The sequence below is a fragment of the Falsiroseomonas sp. HC035 genome (assembly GCF_050563525.1).
Taxonomy (GTDB): Bacteria; Pseudomonadota; Alphaproteobacteria; order Acetobacterales; family Acetobacteraceae; genus Falsiroseomonas.
Genome location: NZ_JBNXUN010000004.1, coordinates 1 through 14,752, shown reverse-complemented (window position 1 = coordinate 14,752; position 14,752 = coordinate 1). Strand labels below are relative to the sequence as shown.

At 63.8% G+C, this 14,752-nt stretch carries 11 protein-coding genes, 1 tRNA gene and 1 pseudogene; 10 read left to right on the top strand and 3 right to left on the bottom strand.

Features of this window, described 5'->3' with window-relative positions; genetic code table 11:
* The first annotated feature begins 67 nt into the window (after positions 1-67).
* Together htpG and ACLF3G_RS10385 are read left to right on the top strand one after the other, a co-directional pair.
* Positions 68-1,903: a molecular chaperone HtpG gene (gene htpG, locus ACLF3G_RS10390; protein ID WP_430669293.1), complete on the top strand. Its 1,836-nt coding sequence runs from the start codon at positions 68-70 to the stop codon at positions 1,901-1,903.
* A gap of 169 nt (positions 1,904-2,072) precedes the next feature.
* A complete protein-coding gene (locus ACLF3G_RS10385; RefSeq protein WP_430669292.1) occupies positions 2,073-4,079 on the top strand; it encodes a Calx-beta domain-containing protein in 2,007 nt (668 codons plus the stop codon).
* 20 nt (positions 4,080-4,099) lie between these two features.
* Here the strand turns inward: ACLF3G_RS10385 and ACLF3G_RS10380 are convergent, their stop codons facing one another.
* Positions 4,100-5,593, bottom strand: a complete 1,494-nt coding sequence (locus tag ACLF3G_RS10380) for a hypothetical protein (RefSeq protein WP_430669291.1) — start codon at positions 5,591-5,593, stop codon at positions 4,100-4,102.
* A 486-nt stretch (positions 5,594-6,079) separates the two neighbouring features.
* On the opposite strand from ACLF3G_RS10380, the gene hflX reads away from it, so the two are divergent.
* Complete coding sequence (gene hflX / locus ACLF3G_RS10375; RefSeq protein ID WP_430669290.1) at positions 6,080-7,432, top strand: GTPase HflX; 1,353 nt, start codon at positions 6,080-6,082, stop codon at positions 7,430-7,432.
* 105 nt (positions 7,433-7,537) lie between these two features.
* On the opposite strand, the gene ACLF3G_RS10370 is transcribed toward hflX, so the two are convergent.
* Positions 7,538-8,233 carry a response regulator transcription factor gene (locus ACLF3G_RS10370; RefSeq protein WP_430669289.1) on the bottom strand — a complete coding sequence of 232 codons (696 nt, stop codon included), beginning with the start codon at positions 8,231-8,233 and terminating at the stop codon, positions 7,538-7,540.
* Between the two features lie 719 nt (positions 8,234-8,952).
* Here ACLF3G_RS10370 and ACLF3G_RS10365 point away from each other — a divergent pair.
* Both ACLF3G_RS10365 and ACLF3G_RS10360 read left to right on the top strand, forming a co-directional pair.
* Positions 8,953-9,027 (top strand) — tRNA-Gly (locus ACLF3G_RS10365).
* Positions 9,028-9,674: 647 nt separating this feature from the next.
* Positions 9,675-9,899: a hypothetical protein gene (locus tag ACLF3G_RS10360; RefSeq protein WP_430669288.1), complete on the top strand. Its 225-nt coding sequence runs from the start codon at positions 9,675-9,677 to the stop codon at positions 9,897-9,899.
* A gap of 9 nt (positions 9,900-9,908) precedes the next feature.
* Here ACLF3G_RS10360 and ACLF3G_RS10355 read toward each other — a convergent pair whose 3' ends face one another.
* Entirely contained in the window at positions 9,909-10,196 is a 288-nt protein-coding gene (locus ACLF3G_RS10355; protein WP_430669681.1) for a secondary thiamine-phosphate synthase enzyme YjbQ, read from the bottom strand.
* A 362-nt stretch (positions 10,197-10,558) separates the two neighbouring features.
* On the opposite strand from ACLF3G_RS10355, the gene ACLF3G_RS10350 reads away from it, so the two are divergent.
* The 5 genes and pseudogenes from ACLF3G_RS10350 to ACLF3G_RS10330 form a co-directional block, all read left to right on the top strand.
* On the top strand, positions 10,559-11,203 hold the full coding sequence (locus tag ACLF3G_RS10350) for a DUF2726 domain-containing protein (protein ID WP_430669287.1): 645 nt from the start codon (positions 10,559-10,561) through the stop codon (positions 11,201-11,203).
* Between the two features lie 504 nt (positions 11,204-11,707).
* The gene (locus ACLF3G_RS10345) at positions 11,708-12,205 is read left to right on the top strand and encodes a TIR domain-containing protein (protein WP_430669286.1); all 498 of its coding nucleotides are present in this window, start codon (positions 11,708-11,710) and stop codon (positions 12,203-12,205) included.
* A 17-nt stretch (positions 12,206-12,222) separates the two neighbouring features.
* A complete protein-coding gene (locus ACLF3G_RS10340; RefSeq protein ID WP_430669285.1) occupies positions 12,223-13,383 on the top strand; it encodes a toll/interleukin-1 receptor domain-containing protein in 1,161 nt (386 codons plus the stop codon).
* Positions 13,384-13,385: 2 nt separating this feature from the next.
* Positions 13,386-14,039, top strand: coding sequence for a hypothetical protein (locus ACLF3G_RS10335; protein WP_430669284.1), 654 nt, complete (start codon positions 13,386-13,388; stop codon positions 14,037-14,039).
* Between the two features lie 181 nt (positions 14,040-14,220).
* Positions 14,221-14,482 (top strand): annotated as a pseudogene (locus ACLF3G_RS10330) (IS5/IS1182 family transposase); the annotation flags it as partial.
* Positions 14,483-14,752 lie beyond the last annotated feature (270 nt).

Here is a 14,752-nt window from a genome sequence, read left to right as displayed (position 1 = left end):
GGCAGTTGAATGCCGCTTTCGCCTCCCGCATATCGCGCCATCGGTTCCGGTAGCGAGGGAGCAAGCGGTGAGCGAGACGGTGGAGCGGCATGAATTCGGCGCCGAGGTGGGGCGCCTGCTCGATCTGGTGGTGCATGCGCTGTATTCGGAGCGCGAAATCTTCCTGCGCGAACTGGTGGCCAATGCCGCCGATGCGGTGGACCGCCGCAGGTTCGAGGCGCTGTCCGACAACGACCTGGGCCTGCCGGCCGAAGTTCGCGTGCGGGTGGTGCCGGACCAGGCGGCGCGGACGCTGACCATCTCCGACCCCGGCATCGGCATGGACAAGGCCGATCTGGCCCAGCATCTCGGGACCATTGCGCGGTCCGGCACCCTCGCTTTCGCGAAGTCGCTTGCCGAGGCGCCACCCGGCGACAAGCCGAGCCTGATCGGCCAGTTCGGCGTCGGCTTCTACAGCGCCTTCATGGTCGCCGACCGCATCGAGGTCACCTCGCGCCGTGCGGGGCGCGAGGAAGCCTGGGTCTGGGCCTCCGAGGGCAAGGGCGAATACACCCTGGCACCCGGCGCCCGTGCGGAGGCCGGCACCGACATCGTGCTGCACATGAAGCCGGATGCCGGGGAGTTCCTGGAGGCGCATCGCCTGCAGGCCATCATCCGCAAATGGGCCGACCACATCACCATCCCCATCACCGTCGCCCGCGACGGCGTGGACGAGCCGGCGAATGAGGGAACCGCGTTGTGGCGGCGGCCGAAGGCGGAGGTGACGGAGCCGCAGTACGAGGAATTCTACCGTCACGTCGCGCACGCCTTCGACAAGCCCTGGGCCACGCTGCACTGGCGCGCGGAGGGCGCCCTGGATTTCTCCGCGCTGCTGTTCATCCCCGGCATGAAGCCGTTCGAGGCGGTGGAGGGCGAGCGTGAAAGCCGCGTGCGGCTGCATGTCCGGCGCATGTTCATCACCGATGAGGCGAGCCTGCTGCCGCCCTGGCTGCGCTTCGTGAAGGGCGTGGTCGACACCGAGGACCTGCCGCTCAACGTAAGCCGGGAGATGCTGCAGGCGACGCCGCTGCTGGCCCGCATCCGCAAGGCGGTGACCGCGCGCGTGCTGTCGGAGTTGAAGGCCAAGGCCCAGGACGCCGAGAGCTATGCTGTGTTCTGGGACGCCTTCGGCGCGGTGCTGAAGGAAGGCGTCTGGGAGGATGGCGAGCACGCGAAGGACATCGCGGCGCTGCTGCGCTTCCGGTCCTCCGCCGTGGAGGGCTGGACGAGCCTGTCGGACTACCTGGCGCGGATGAAGGAGGGGCAGGAGGCGATCTACGTCCTGGTCGGCGACGATGCCGCGGCCCTGGCAAACTCGCCGCAGCTCGAGGGTTTCCGCGCGAAGGGTGTGGAGGTCCTGCTGCTGTCCGACGGCATCGATGCCTTCTGGCCCGAGCGGCTGGGCGCGTTCGACGGCACGCCGATCCGCAGCATCACCCAGGGCAGCGTCGATCTCTCGAAGGTCGCGGGACAGGCGCCGGAGGGTGAGGCCGCGGATGTCGCCATGCTGCTGGGCCTGCTGAAGGATGCGCTGCGCGAGGACGTGTCGGAGGTGCGCGCGACGGATCGGCTGGTGGACAGCGCGGCGGTGCTGGCCGCGGCGCAGTACGGCCCCGACCTGCAGATGCAGCGCATGCTGCGGCGCGCCGGGCGCGAGTCCGGCGCCGGCCTGCCGGTCCTCGAGATCAACCCGCGCCACCCCTGGATCCGCAGCCTCGCTGAGCATGCGGCGACGGAGACCGCGCTGAAGGAGAAGGCCGGGCTGCTGCTCGACCTGGCCAGGGTGCAGGACGGCGACAGCCCGCGCGACCCAGCCGGCTTTGCACGCCAGGTGGCAGCGGCCCTTGCTGCAGGAGCGGGCTGACGACGGTGCCCGGCGCCACGCGCCGGGCTGCTGCGACAGGTCGAAGCAGGTCGTAGCCCGAAGGAAGTAGCACCTATCCGCCCTTGGCAGATGGGCGGTCGAGCCTGTCTCATGCAACCGGATCGGCGCAGGCACGGCCATCGCCAAGCCCGACCTGCCGGAGGCTGAAATGAGCATGGCCAGCACGCCCAATATCATCAACGGCACCGCCAATGCGGAGGACCTGCTGGGCACCGGAGGTTATGATTCGATCTCCGGCTTCGGCGGCAACGACCGGCTCTACGGGCGCGGTGGCAACGATTTGCTGAGTGGTGGTGGAGGCAACGATCGCCTCGACGGCGGCACCGGCGTGGATACGATGCTGGGCGGGTCTGGCAATGATGTCTATGTCGTCGACAGCGTCGGCGACCTGGTGATCGAGGAAAATTCGCCCGGCGTGGACAGCGGCGGCATCGATACCGTGCAGTCCTCGATCAGCTACAGCCTCGGCGCCTTCGTCGAACGCCTGGAGCTTCTGGGCACGGATGACCTGGATGGCGTCGGCAATGCGCTCGGCAACGCGCTCAGGGGCAACGCGGGATCCAACGTCCTGTCCGGTGGCGCCGGCGTGGACACGCTTTACGGCTTCGACGGCGACGACATCCTGATCGGGGGCGCCGACCGGGACTACCTGTATGGCGGAGCCGGCTCGGACACCTTCGTCCTCGGGCTGAACAATGGCCTTGCCGACGTGGTGTACGACTTCGAAGCCATCGATCGTATCGGCATCTATGCAGGCGTCTTCGGATTGACGGAGGGTGCAGGTCTCAGCGGCGGCCAGCTCGCCGCCGGCTACTTCGTGGCCGGCACGGCCGCCACGGCCTCGGGTCATGGACAATTCATCTTCACCTCCGGCAGCACGCCGGCGCTGAAATGGGACCCGGACGGCATTGGCGGGCAGGCAGCCATCACGCTGACCACCTTCGCCTCCGGCACCACCGTCACCGCGGGCCAGATGCAGGTCCTCACCGCGCCGACCGCATCGGTCGCAGCGGCGGTGCCGGGGCCGCAGACGGAAGACATGGGCCAGGTGTATTTCACGCTGACCCTGTCGCAGCCCTGGTACCAGGATGTCGTGCTGTCCGTCAGCACCGTGAACGGCAGCGCGCAGGCCGGCACGGATTTCACGGGTTTCTCGAACCTGCAGGTCACCATCGCCGCTGGCGCGACGACCGCTTATGTCGGCGTCACCGTGGCAGCCGATGGCATCCTGGAATCCGCCGAGACCTTCTCCCTTCGCATCGAATCCGCGACGATCGCGGGAACTGGCACGGCCCTGGCGGTGGAGGACGGGATGGCCTCCCTCACCCTCACGGATCCAGCGCCATCCGTCGTCGCCATCCACAACCTCTGGCAGTACGGCATCCCCGACCCCTCCGGCATTGCCTACAATTCCCTGACTGGGAAGCTGATCCTCTCCGATGCGGAGATCGAGGAGGAGCCCACATTCAACCCCGTCAGCATCTACAGCTTTGACCTGGACGGCGGTGCGCCACTCAGAAGTTACACCCCGCGCTATACGGACGAGCCCACCGGCCTCGCGATCGATGCGGGTCGTGGCGTGATGTACGTATCGGATGACGACAACTCAGCCATCCATGTCACCAACCTGACGGATCCCTCGCGACGGATCTGGTCCTTCAACGCCGGGAGCTTGGGCGCCGACGACCCCGAGGACGTGGCGGTCGATCCGGTTACGCATAATCTCTTCATCGTCAATGGGCTGTCGCGCACGCTGCAGGAAGTCAGCGTCGATCACGCCGGCAGGACCGCAGCGCTGGTCGATTCCTTCACCTTCAGCGACAGCCGCATCATCGACCCCGAGGCGCTGGCCTACGTGCCGGAGTACGACGTGTTCCTGGTCGGCGGCGGGTTCAGCTCGAACATCTGGGTGGTGGACCGGCAGGGTGACACGGTGGAAATGCTCACCCTGCTTCAGGACTACCGGAACACGCAGACGGATGTGGCCGCAGGCACCATCCGCACGAGCGTGAAGGACATCGAGGTCGCGCCAGCCAGTGACGGCAGTGGCGCGACCCATATCTACGTTGCCGATTTCGGCGCCAGCCACAAGATGGATGGGCGCCTGATCGAGATCGCTCCAGGTAACCTATTCAGCGATTTCCTGATCGCCTGAAGGACGGTCGGCCGGGGCCGTTACAGGATGAAGTCGGCGGCCGAGAAGTCGTGCTGGCCGGAAACCTTGAACCAGTGCTCCGGCGCCGCGTCACGGTCCGTGTTCAACCCGACAACCGTCACATTTCCGGCGCGGTCGTAGGCGGCGCGAAGCTGCCCCGGGTTTCCATCCTTGAAAGCCGCCTCGCCGATGAAGGCGAAGGCCTGGTCCCCGGACATGCGCCCATTGGCATCGACCAGGCTGAGGTCAAAGACGTCGCTGCCTGATTCGAAGTCCATGAAGATGTCGACGACGCCGGAGCCATCCATGTCGCCGCCACGGGCGAAGAAGAAGGTGTCCCGGCCTTCGCCACCCCACACCACATCCGCGCCGTTGCCGGCCTCGATCATGTCGTCGCCGGCACCGCCATTGATCGTGTCGTTGCCGTTGCGGCCCTGGATCACGTTGCCCAGGTCGTTGCCGATGACGACGTCATCGCCGCTCGACCCCTTGAAATCCGTGCCGGAGAAGGTCGCACGGTCCGCGGGCGCCGGCTGGAGGGGAGCCGGGGTGACGGGAGCCGAGGTAACGGGGGTTGGCTCGGTCGGGCCGGGATCGGCGGGCGCCGCTTCCTCCTCAATCGGCTCGACCGGGTCCGGGTCGGCGGGCGCGGCTTCCTCCGGAATCGGCTGGGCCGCATCATCCGGATCGGCGTCCGAGCCATCGCCGAATTCGCTGATCCATTCGCTCCGGGCCTGTTCCCAGTAGTTCCGCGCTGCCTGGCCCTCCAGGATCGTCCAGCCCTGGGTCGGCCTCGGATAGTCGCTCGGCAGCGGCGTGTCCGAAAGGTTCAGGAAGACGTTGCCGCGCGATTCGACGGAGTCTTCCCAGGCGTTTTCCAGCCGGGTCCAGCCGCGGTGATCCGGCGTGTCGATTGCCATCACGGTGTCGATGAAGCGCAGCTGGGGCGTCGTGTCGAAGGCGCCGGAATTGGTCTTGATGGGCGAGCCGTGCGTCATCTCGCCCTGGTACAGATAAGCCTTGCTGCGCATCAGCACGCCATCGAAGGTCACGGTGTTGCTCGATCCATCGATCTTGTCGCCATCGCCAAGGCTGACGCCGACGAAGACACCGTCGAACAGGCTGTCCTTGATGGTCCCGCTGTAGCCGCTGTCGTTCTCGAAGGCGTCGTCGCGGATGTTGCTGACCCAGGCCTGGTTGATCGTGAAGTTGGGCGAGGCATCCGAAACGCGCAGCGCGTCCCACGCGCCATCGACCCGTGTGCCCTGGATGGTGGCGTCGGGGGCGTAGGAGATGCGCAGCGCTGCGGAGTTGACGTACGTGTCCTCCCAGTCGGAGTTCTGCGGCACCTGGCCGTTGAAGGTTCCGCCGAGGATCGTAAGGCCCTGCCCCGCGCCATCAACCCGAAACGGATAGAGGTTGATCGGACCGCTGCCCTCGTCGGCCTGCATGCCTGAAGTCGGGTTGTCGTTGCGGCTGTTGTCGACGATCCACGTGGCGCCCCTGGCGTCCACGGTTGTGCCTGCACCTAGGTCGGTCAGGCGAAGCGAAGTATAGCCATAGTCCTCGGTCATTCGAAACAGTTCGGTTATTGTATTCTTAGTCCTCCATGTGGGTCGATTAGCCAGCAGTATCGACCTCACATATTCACGGCAATCCAGAAAAATCTATGTAACCCCTGCGAGATCAATATAGAATGCAATTCAATTAGACATACTAAACATATGTCCAGCCATCGCTGCTCGATTGCAGAAAGGATGGCTATGTCGAAATACCGGGCGCCAGCAGCGCAGCAGATGGTGGTTCAAGCTCGGGCTGTGGACACTGGCCGGTGCAGGACGAGCAGCGTGCCCGCTCAGGCTGGCCCGCCTGGCGGCCGCCATTCATGATGTCCACCGCCGCGTTCGGCCATCAACATGACAGACCTGGCGTGCCGGTCCCGGACGATCGCGACATGAGGCGACGCAGGGATCGCGCCCGATCTATGCTAGTGCGGCGCCATGGAAACCAAGCCGCCGATTCCCCGCGCCATCCTCGTTGGCATCCAGACGCCGGAGGTCGATGACGTGGCGCACGCAGCCAGCCTGGAAGAGCTGGGGCGCCTGGTGAAGACGCTGGGCTACGAGGTGGTGGGAACGGTCGCGCAGCGGCGCGAGGGAACGGGCGCCGGCTCCCTGCTCGGCAGCGGCAAGCTGGCCGAACTCGCCGCGCTGACGGGCGGCACCGGTCTCGTCGGTTCCATGGCGCCGCCGCCGAAAGCCAAGGCGCGAGAGCGCTTCGATGGTGCCGGCGCGGCAGCACCCAGGGCGGAGCCGGAGGCGGAAGCCGGACCCAGGCCGGAGTTCGTCATCGTCAACCATGAGCTGTCGCCGAGCCAGATCCGCAACCTGGAACGCGCCACCGGCGCCCAAGTGCTCGACCGCACCGGCGTCATCGTCGAGATCTTCCACCGGCACGCCAACACGCGCGAAGCCAGGCTGCAAGTGGAGATGGCGCGGCTGAAATACGTCGCCCCTCGCCTGCGGGAATCCTCGGGCGGCGGCGAGCGGCGGCAGGGCCCAGGTGCCGGCGAAAGCACACTGGACCTCGACCGCCGCAAGATCCGCGACCGGCTGGCGGAGCTGAAGGACCAGCTTGAAGCAGTACAGCGCGACAGCGACCAGCGTCGCTCCGCGCGGCGCGACCAGCTGCGGGTGGCGCTGGTCGGCTACACCAATGCGGGCAAGTCGTCGCTGATGCGGGCCCTGACGGGCAGCGAGGTGCTTGTGGAGGACAAGCTGTTCGCCACGCTCGACACCACGGTGCGGATCCTGCAGCCGGAGACGCGACCGCGCGTGCTGGTATCCGACACGGTGGGCTTCATCAAGCAATTGCCGCACGATCTGGTCGCGTCCTTTCGCTCGACGCTGGCGGAGGCGCTGGAAGCATCCCTGCTGCTATTCGTGGTCGATGCCTCCGACCCGACCTACGAGGCGCAGCTGGAGGTCAGCCGCAGCGTGCTGCGCGAGATCGGCGCCGATGCGGTGCCGTCACGCCTGGTGCTGAACAAGATGGATCGGGTCGATCCCGAGCGCCGCGCACTTCTGGCCGGGAAGCATCCGGACGCGATCCTGCTCTCGGCCCACGCGGCCGAGGATGTGAGCGCGCTGCGCGACACGATCATCGACTTCTTCGAGGCGGCGATGGTGGAGGATGTGCTGGTGCTGCCCTATGCGAGGCAAGGGCTGATCAGCGAAGTGTATGAAAGCGTGCGCGTGCTGTCGGAGGAATATGACGAGACCGGGCGGGTCCTGACGATCCGCGGACTGCCGGGCGCCATCGCGCGGCTGCGGCGGAGCCTCGCCGCCCCATGAGACCTGCCGTGCGCCGCGGCAACTGACCGGGCAGGCGGCCCGGGTCGCGCCTCGTCAGGGCCGGATCGAGTGCGCCGGAAGGGGCAAGGCGCCATGCACGGTCCGTCAGGCGCTGCCCACATGTCCGTTCACGGCCAGTCCGTGCGACTTGGCCCAGACTGCCGCCTCCGTCCGGTTCCTGGCGCTCAGCTTGCGCAGGATGGCTTTCATGTGCGCTTTCACCGTCGCCTCGCTGATCCCGATCTGCCTCGCGATCAGCTTGTTGGAGTTGCCGCCGCTCAGGTGGCAGAGCACCTGCATTTCCCGGGGCGAGAGCTGCGTCTCCCGCGGTGAAGGCTGCCTCAGTTGAAATGCGCTTCCGGCTTGCGGTTCTGCGGCGAACTGGTGTGCGGCAATCTTGGGCTCGCGACAGGCTCCCGAGACAACCCGTTCACCCAGCAGGACGACCTCAATGGCTTTGGTAAGAGCCTTCACTTCGATGGTGCGCAGGATGAGACCGTCGATCAGCGGCCAGGCGAGCATCGGGTCCTCCTCCGCGATGGCATCAACGAGGAAGACACACTTTATCTTGGGATGTCGGGCACGGATCTTGAACAACTTGCCCGAATGCTCGTGCAGCTCGCCGGCAGGCAGAGCTGCCAGCAGAAGATCTGCCTCGAACTCGGTTTCCTCCTCTGAAATTTCATCCAGGTTTTTAGCGCAGAGACAAACAGTGAAACCGGCTTCAGCAAGAATGTGCTTCAGCCCCTCCAGGACCAGCGGAAAGCTTCCAACCAGCGCAACCTTGCCATTTTCCTGCATGACCACTCCCCCGAGGGACGCGCGACGATCAGGAGATGATCCCTGATCAGAAGTAAACTTCGATTTATTTTATGTTTGCAGCATGATTATTTGGTCGAAATGCCCAATTATTGTCCCTCTTATACTTCCGACTCACAATGCCATTGACTTCGTGGTCCTTCACATTTTTGTCACAATGCCTTGCGCGACCGATGGTGCGCCATTCACGGACCGCCTCCCCTGCCCTGCCCCCTCGAGGTGGCTGAGGCACCTGTGCGAATGGCCTTGAGACATGATTGGGCGTGGAGACCCGGGCGCTGCCATGGGCCTGGCCGGTTATGCGGCTCACGTCCGCCGGCCCAGACGCGCGCCGCAGTCTGGCAGCCGACCAGTCCTAGTCACGCCAGGGCTTCTGGCCCTCCCGCGCCGGAGGCGATCCTGCCACCAGACCCACCGTTCCCCCGCGGGCCGAGTCTCGTCCCGCTCCGCAGAATGCCGTCCGGATGCATGTGGACCTTGCCGATCGGCGATGTGCGGGCCAGGCCCGAGGGGATCCCCCAGGGCCAGCGGCACCATTCCGGCACAAGCCTCACGCAGCCGCCAACGGGCTCGGCCCAGACACGCCAGCCTCCGGCCACCACTACCTATTGATGAGCAGAGCGATCCTGTGGTCGCAGGACAGTTCAGGTCGGAGCTGCTCTTGCATTCGAAAAGCATCGTGCTAAAGACCTCCCCGGAGCGCGGGCGTAGCTCAGGGGTAGAGCACAACCTTGCCAAGGTTGGGGTCGAGGGTTCGAATCCCTTCGCCCGCTCCAGTCGGCCTCAACCCAACCATTCTCCGTCCCGATGTCCAGTGCCGTGAGGCGCAGGTTTCCTGTGGTTTTTCAGGCGGACCTTGATGGTGCGATGGCCGAACAAGGTCAGGAATCTCTCTCCGAACGGCGCAGTCTCTCCAAACCTTGAGGGTAGCCCGATTTTCCGACAAGGTTTAACCGACTGAAAATGCTAACTATTGCTCGATAGTTGGCGGGCATAGCTTGAACTTCCGATCGCCTACCGGTCGGTTCTGGAAGCGCAAACCTCCAGTCCAACCTTCCGGCTAAAACCGTCCAGTGGCAGCCTGGCCCATTGCCATCCGTAAGGCGGCCAGATCGGAGGGCGCCATGGCGGTCTACTTCACCAGCGACACCCACTTTGGTCATGCCGGGGCTCATAGCTTCTATCGCCGACCCTTCACATCGGTAGCGGCGATGGACGCGGCCATGCTTGAGCGTTGGAACGCGACCGTGAGAGCCGAGGACGACGTCTGGCACCTTGGCGATTTTGCCCTCGGTGTGCCGGCGGCCGCGATGGCGAATCTGCTCGGCCGACTGATGGCCGCAAGCATCTCATCACCGGCAACAATAATCCACCGACAACGATGGCTTAAGCTGGGTGTTCCAGCGTCCGGCCCTATGTCGAGATGGAATTGGACGGCGTCGGTCTGGTTCTCTGCCACTACCCTTTCCGCACCTGGCGCAACATGAGCCGCGGCTGGCGCAACCTGCATAGCCACAGCCATGGCCGCCTGGCACCGCTGCCGCGGCAGACCGATGTCGGTGTCGATGCCTGGGATTTCCGGCCGGTGACGCTGGTGGAGATCATCGCCACAAGGCGACCCCGCGCGAGGGCGAAGCAACCCACCTGAGGCCACGCCTTACTCCTGCGCCAGCTCTCCGAGCAGATGCAGGACCACTTCCCGCTGATGCGACCTGGTCCTGTGCTCCCAGAGATAGATGCGCTGCCAAGTCCCCAGCACGGGCGGGCCCTCGGCAACCGGGGTCGAGAGCTGGGTCTGCGTCAGCTCCGCGCGGATATGGGCCAGCATGTCATCAGGCCCCTCGTCCCCGTATCGGTATCGGCCATTGCCACCATCGGGCACGAGGCGTTGCAAGAAATCTTCCAGGTCAGCCCGGACGTCCGGTGAGGCATTTTCCTGGACCAGTAGCGATGCCGAGGCCTGCCGGCACAGAGGGTCAGCAGGCCGGTGACGTTACCTTGCTGCCTTGTCCACCCAGTAACCTGATCGGTGATGGCCACGAGACCGCGCCCGCGCGTCGTGATCCCGATGCGATGCAGCCGCGGCCCACTGAATGCGCGGCCCGAAGGGCGATGCCGTCGGAGCCGGCGCACTGCTGTAGTCGACCGAAGTAAGGGCTTTTTAGACGTGAAAGGCATCATTCGCGTTCACCATCCTCTACTGCATTAATGAAAGCTAATTGAAGACATTTTCCACTGAGGAGTGCAACCGAAGGTCACCGACGCTGCTACTCCTCACGATGTCGACAAGGACGCTCGGGCTGTATCATGGATTGGCTTCTATCACTTCCTTTGCTGGGCTCAGCATTAGCTGCAGCAGTGTTTTGCTGGAAGTTTTTGCAGTCTCAGAAGTTGAAGGCCAAAGCCGAGGCAAACCTTCAGACAGCCAGCGCTAGAGTCCGCGAACTTGAGTACGAACTGCAACAGCTGGAGGAAACCGCGCAGCGAAGAGCGGAGAATAGTATTAGAAAACCCGAGAACCAGATTAAAGCTGTCCACGACCCGGATGTCGAGTTCTCGACAAGGCCAGTAATGAACCGAGGGGAATTCAGATTGTTTCGAGCGGCTAAAAGGGCGTTAGGCAGCGTGGGCCGACAGAACTGGCACGTTTTCCCCCAGGTTAGTCTGGGAGAAGTTCTTAAAGTCTACTCCCATCGCGAATGGATCAGCAATCGCGCCCACCAGTCAATAAACAGTAAAAGGTGCGATATCTTGATCGCCGACGACAATGGCAAGCCAGTAATTGTTGTGGAATATCAAGGTTCGGGCCATTATCAAGGCGATGCAGAGTCGAGGGACTCCATCAAATGTGCAGCTGTGACGAGGGCTGGAATAAAATATATCGAATTTGACGGCAATTGCACAGATGAAGGCATGTTTCGAACGATTTCAAACGCACTGAAGCAAAAATAATGGGCCTTCGTACGGCGTCAACAAGGCTGACTTTAGGTTGAGCTCCCAGCTCCATAACTAGTACTTATGCGGAACTAAACACCATAGAGCAGTTGATGCAGATGGATGTGAAAGAGCGGGATTAAGAATTTATGCTTGGGGCTTTTTCGTCTGCGCGTTCGCGACGCTGGCGGCTGAGGTGCTTGGTTCCTCTTCACGAGGTGCTCGTCACAACGCAGTTTGCCCGACCAGAGTCGGCTTGTTGCAAGGCTGTACGACGGCTCGGACCGGTACGCGCGCATGTTCTTTGACCCGCTGGGCTTCGACTTGCCCTCGGCATGCCCCGGCCGCTTTGCGCTGGAGCCGTATGATGGCATGATTGTGGTGCGTCCATGTGACTGCGGTGCGATGCAGGGCAGAGTTTTCAGAAAATCACTCGCTTTCAGGGATATCTTCTGATCTGTCGCGGTACTTGAACTTGAGCTAACCACATAATCACAGCTAGACGAGAGAGGAGACTACAAGGTGGCACGGCGCGTATTTTTCAGCTTCCACTTCGACGGTGACTTTTGGCGGACGCAACAGGTCCGCAACATGGGCAGTCTGGAGGGTCAATCGCTCTGCACTGCGAACGCGTGGGAAGAGGTCAAGCGAAAGGGTGACGCGGCCATCGAGCGCTGGATCGACGACAACATGCACGGCAAGAGCTGCGTTATTACCTTGGTGGGGGCGCAAACGGCGAGTCGGCCATGGGTCATTCACGAACTGTCGAAGGGCTGGAACGACGGCAAGGGCGTTCTCGCCATACGCGTCGACAGGCTGCTGGACTCGAAGGGCCAGAGCTCAATGGCGGGGCCGAACCCTTTGACGAAGGTTACCTTCAAGGACAGCCAGCGCACACTCGCCGACGTCGCGCCGCTCAAGACGCCGTCTGGGTCGGACAGCAAAGCGGTGTACGCCTCGATCGCTACTAATATCGAAGCGTGGATTGAGGAAGCGATCCGGATTCGTAAAACCGCCTGAACCGAGGGAGCAGCGGGGTGAGCCTTTACGAACTCGCGATCCTTGGGGACGCGACCCCCGACGAGAGGGCCCGGCTGACACAAACGCTCACCGAGTTGGTGAGCGCATTCGGGCTCACCGTTGGGCAGGACGTCGTAGTGCGTAACGCCGCTGGGCTCTGCGGACGCGACATCCGCGCCGCCACAGGGGCAGCCTTTTTCGGAGGCGCGCATATCGTTGATAGCGGCGCGGCGCGGGAGTTGATACGCGCGAGCGTGCCCGTTATTCCGACAATTGCGGCTTCGGCAGATTTCTCCACATCGGTGCCGGACTTCCTCGCGGGGCTGAACGGCCTGCGTCGTCGCGCTGATGATGTCGAGATGACGGAGCTAGCGGCCGCCTTGCTCGAATGCGTGGGCCTGCTCCGACGGCAGCGCCGCGTATTCGTGAGCTACCGGCGCGTCGAGTCTCGGGCCGCGGCGCTGCAACTCCACGACCTCATGACAGGGCGGGGGTTCGACGTGTTCCTTGACACCCATGACATCCGGCCGGGGGATCCGTTCCAGGATGTTTTGTGGCAGCGATTGTGCGACTCCGATGTCATGGTCATGCTCGACACCCCGACCTACTTTGCAAGCAAATGGACGCGTCAAGAGATCGGGCGGGCGCGCGCAAAGGAGATTCACGTCCTGCGCGTGGTGTGGCCCGAACACACGCCGAGCAAGCTGACCGACTTGGCCGAGACCATTTATCTCGATCCCGAGGAGTTGGAAGGACCGGACGGTCCGATCGTCGCCGCGACCGCCGACCAGATCATGCTAGCAGTCGAAAGCTTACGCAGTCGCAGCATCGCTTCTCGATATATGTCGATCACGGGCAAGCTGCGCGCGGATGTCGAGCGCATCGGCGCTCACGTCGAGGGCATCGGCGCGCATCGTGCGGTGGCGGTGCGCCTGCTCGATGATCGCAAGATCTGGGCCTACCCCGTGGTCGGCGTTCCGACCGCGGAGACCCTGAACGACGTCGCGGAGAAGGCGCGGCGAGCCGACCAGAGGGAAAGACCGATCCTAGTCTATGACCATGTTGGCATCCGCGAAGCATGGAGCGCGCACCTGAAATGGCTTGACGAAAACATCAGTGTCGTGCGCGCTGTCAAGGTTTCCGAGGCGGGCTGGGCGCTCGCTGCGTGGGAGGGTTGAGCATGGCGGACGCGATCTTTCTGTCGGCGGGCGTGCCCGACCCGAGGCGCGGTCCTGAATACGCCGCCACTGCGGACACGGTTGCGATTCAAGCCGCTGTTGCGGCGCTCGTTTACGTCACCTTGGGCCGCCGCCTACTCGTCTGGGGTGGCCAACCTGCCATTACGCCGATGATCTGGGTGGTTGCGGCCGACATGGGGATTGACTACGGGGGCTGGGTTCGCCTGTACCAATCACGCCACTTCAAGGACGACTTCCCGGAGGACAATAAGCGGTTCCAGAACGTCACGTTCAGCGATGACGTTGGAGGCGACCGCGAGAATAGCCTGCTGGCGATGCGCAAGCGGATGTTCACCGAGCATCGTTTCTCGTCGGCTGTCTTCATCGGCGGCATGGGCGGAATCGTCGATGAGTATGAATTGTTCTCTCGTCTACAACCGAATGCAGCCGTCATTCCCGTCATCTCGACGGGTGGAGCAACACTCAAGGTCGCCGAGCGGATCGGGTCCCCTCCGGCTGATCTGTCGAGCGACTTGGACTACGTCGCCCTATTTCACCGCCACCTCGGTGTCCCAGTGCAGGAAGGGCGCTATTCTCATCCTTCCGCCCAACCTAACGCGCCCGAGCAGCGTCTCTGGAGTCTGCAGGCACCCTGAGCAGGCGCGAGTTCGGTTCTTCGTCACGAGGAAGAGGTTCGGGCGCAGGCGCGCGCGTACCAGGCGGCATGAAGAGCTAGGCGCCGCTTGAGCGCGCGTCTGGCCGACGGGCGACGCGGTACTGCATCTTCGATTCGCCGACCATCCTAAACTCTCGTCCACCGACCCTACCGCGCCCTAAACGGCGGCGGCGGGTGAGCTGGCCTACTACGCCTGCAGCGACAACTACCTGATCGACGTCACGCACGCCGTTATCATCGACGTCGAAGCCAGGGGTGCGCCCGGCCGAGGTCGGCGCGGCCCAGACCATGCTGACCCGCACCGCCAAAACCTTCGGCCTCTGGCCCGAATGCCTATTCGCCGACACCATCTATAGCTGGGCAGCGAAGCTCGGCTGGCTCGTCGAGGAGCAAGGCATCAAGCCGCACATCCCGGTGTTCGACTGATTGCAGCGGATGGATGCCCTGGCTGCCGCCCATCGACGATTGCCTCGACGAGGTCCGGCGCCAACAGCGTCAGGCGTCAGGCGCAGCAGCGTGCCGAGATAGACGCGCTCGATCTCCTCTGCGGCTGCCATTTCGCTGATGCACGTGTACTGCCCCTAATCAAACATGCGCTGCTTCCGAGACGCCCTGGCCAAAGCTTTCACTAGCGTCGGATCAGCGCGCGTGGTGGCCGAGGCCAATCCAGGCGCTGCCGGCGTCACGACTGTC

Excerpts from the sequence above, each read along its gene's own strand:
- ACLF3G_RS10350 (WP_430669287.1), top strand. The coding sequence starts at position 10,559 with ATGGATTGGCTTCTATCACTTCCTTTGCTGGGCTCAGCATTAGCTGCA.
- ACLF3G_RS10360 (WP_430669288.1), top strand. The coding sequence starts at position 9,675 with ATGGAATTGGACGGCGTCGGTCTGGTTCTCTGCCACTACCCTTTCCGC.
- hflX (WP_430669290.1), top strand. The coding sequence starts at position 6,080 with ATGGAAACCAAGCCGCCGATTCCCCGCGCCATCCTCGTTGGCATCCAG.
- ACLF3G_RS10370 (WP_430669289.1), bottom strand. The coding sequence starts at position 8,233 with ATGCAGGAAAATGGCAAGGTTGCGCTGGTTGGAAGCTTTCCGCTGGTC.
- ACLF3G_RS10385 (WP_430669292.1), top strand. The coding sequence starts at position 2,073 with ATGAGCATGGCCAGCACGCCCAATATCATCAACGGCACCGCCAATGCG.
- ACLF3G_RS10335 (WP_430669284.1), top strand. The coding sequence starts at position 13,386 with ATGGCGGACGCGATCTTTCTGTCGGCGGGCGTGCCCGACCCGAGGCGC.